1 protein-coding gene and 2 pseudogenes are annotated in these 1,787 nt (G+C 36.8%); all 3 read right to left on the bottom strand.

Features of this window, described 5'->3' with window-relative positions:
* A pseudogene (locus WBN21_RS11160) lies at positions 1-275 on the bottom strand (hypothetical protein); the annotation flags it as partial.
* A gap of 20 nt (positions 276-295) precedes the next feature.
* Positions 296-1,009, bottom strand: a complete 714-nt coding sequence (locus tag WBN21_RS11155; protein WP_424200278.1) for a hypothetical protein — start codon at positions 1,007-1,009, stop codon at positions 296-298.
* Positions 1,006-1,787, bottom strand: a pseudogene (locus WBN21_RS11150) (sulfatase); the annotation flags it as partial. The gene WBN21_RS11155 and the pseudogene WBN21_RS11150, both read right to left, overlap by 4 nt.

Genomic DNA, 1,787 nt, shown 5'->3' with positions numbered 1-1,787 from the left:
GTTTGCATCATGGCATGACGTTCTTTTTCTGCCGATTCTGAAATTCTGTGCATCACAACCAAATCGCAACTATGTGAATAATGAACTAATCTATCTTCTAAACCAGCAGCACGTAATAACGCCAACGAAATGGCTGTACCACCAAGATCGTCAGGGTCCGGAGAATTTCCATCGGCTACAATGGCTATTCTACCTTTTGGAGGATTTATGGATTGGGCAGAAACTAGAGTTGCGTAGGATAGTATTATAGCACACGCAAAAATCAATTTTTTCATTGTTGTATGTTTTTTAAATTTTAGGGTTTGTTTTGAGAAAAAGATGAAGGTCCCTCTTCGGTTGGAACATAATCTTTATTTTGGGTTAAAATGAATTTATCCATTTCAAAGCCATCTTCTCGCATACTAAATTGAATGTCATGTACTCCTGCTTTTTCAATATCTAAATAAATTTGGAATGGTACCCCACAATGTTCTTCTTTTGTACGTTGCTTACTCCCCCATGTCCAATTTCCTTTTCCATCACACCATTGCATTTTTTGTCCGCTTTCTGGCCATGTGTCATTAACCCCCACATGAACACCATTATCCTCGCTTCCAGTAGAAAAAGCTCGTACCCAAACATAATAACGCCCTGGATTGTTAAATTTAACCTTGTAATGCACCACTGCCATAGTTCCTGCGTTATTAGTGAAATTCTTGCCTTGTTCTAGTTTATCGGAATGCGTTACTCTTTCATCTGGTAATATTTCGATATAAGCCTTGTTGCTGGCGCCATCACAATGTTGGCCGTCATCATCTCTTCCAACTTTTGCTGATTCATTTAGTGATGTTCTATACCACTGCCTAATTTCCGATTTACTTTGTTTGAAAAAATATTCAGCCTCAACCGCTACGAGTCCATTTTTTTCTTCAAAAATAACTTCTTTATCAATAATTGGCTGGTTTAAATGGAGTGTTTGTGCGTTGGACAGGTATCCAAATAATATTAAAATTAGAACCTTACTTTTCATTTTAGTTCGCTTAGTTTAATAAATTTACTTGCAACAAAACCAATTCTATGTGCCTGAACCAGTAGTTCTGCATCTGCAGAAATTTCAAATGGTTGCTGGTATATTTCCCAAGATTTAGGAAGCGCTCCGTTATTGGTTTTTATTTTATAGCCTATTGATGCTCCTTCTGTTTCGCAGGACATCGAAACCTTTCCATTTGTATAATTAACTTTCGGAATGGCTGTTATTGGCTGCGTTTTATTACCTCCCCAAAGGTTTTCAATAAGTTGTGATTCTGGTAGATTAGGCTCATCATTAATGGATTTTAACCAAGTGTCCATTTCTCCCCTTAATTCCTCTAGTTTCTTGATATAATCTTTATCGTTGGCCAAATTGTTTAACTCAAAGGGATCGGTTTTACAATCAAACAATTCTTCTACTGGTTTGCTATTTCTAAACCATTGTTTTTGCACTTCATTTAATTTTCCTTCATCACGCAAACGCAACAATTCTTTCATGGTTGGAATTTGTTCTCTATAACCTATCGGCATGTAATAACCTTGATTTGGCCTGTAATTCCTAATATATTTAAACTGTTTATCGCGTACCGCACGAATGGCATCGGTTACTTCATCAAAACGATCGGCTGCCGCATGAATATATTCTCTCTCGTTTTTTGCTTTGAATTTCCCTAAAAAAGCTTGTCCTTGCATATAAGGTAGTGGTTCTTTTCCTATTAAAGAAAGTAATGTGGGTGCAAAATCGACAAAACTAATTAACTGGTTGTCTTTAGTGGCTG

It is taken from the genome of Algibacter sp., from assembly GCF_049667265.1.
Taxonomy (GTDB): domain Bacteria; phylum Bacteroidota; class Bacteroidia; order Flavobacteriales; family Flavobacteriaceae; genus Algibacter_B.
The sequence above is the reverse complement of the archived record's forward strand: the minus strand, read 5'-3'. Positions and strand labels throughout refer to the sequence as shown.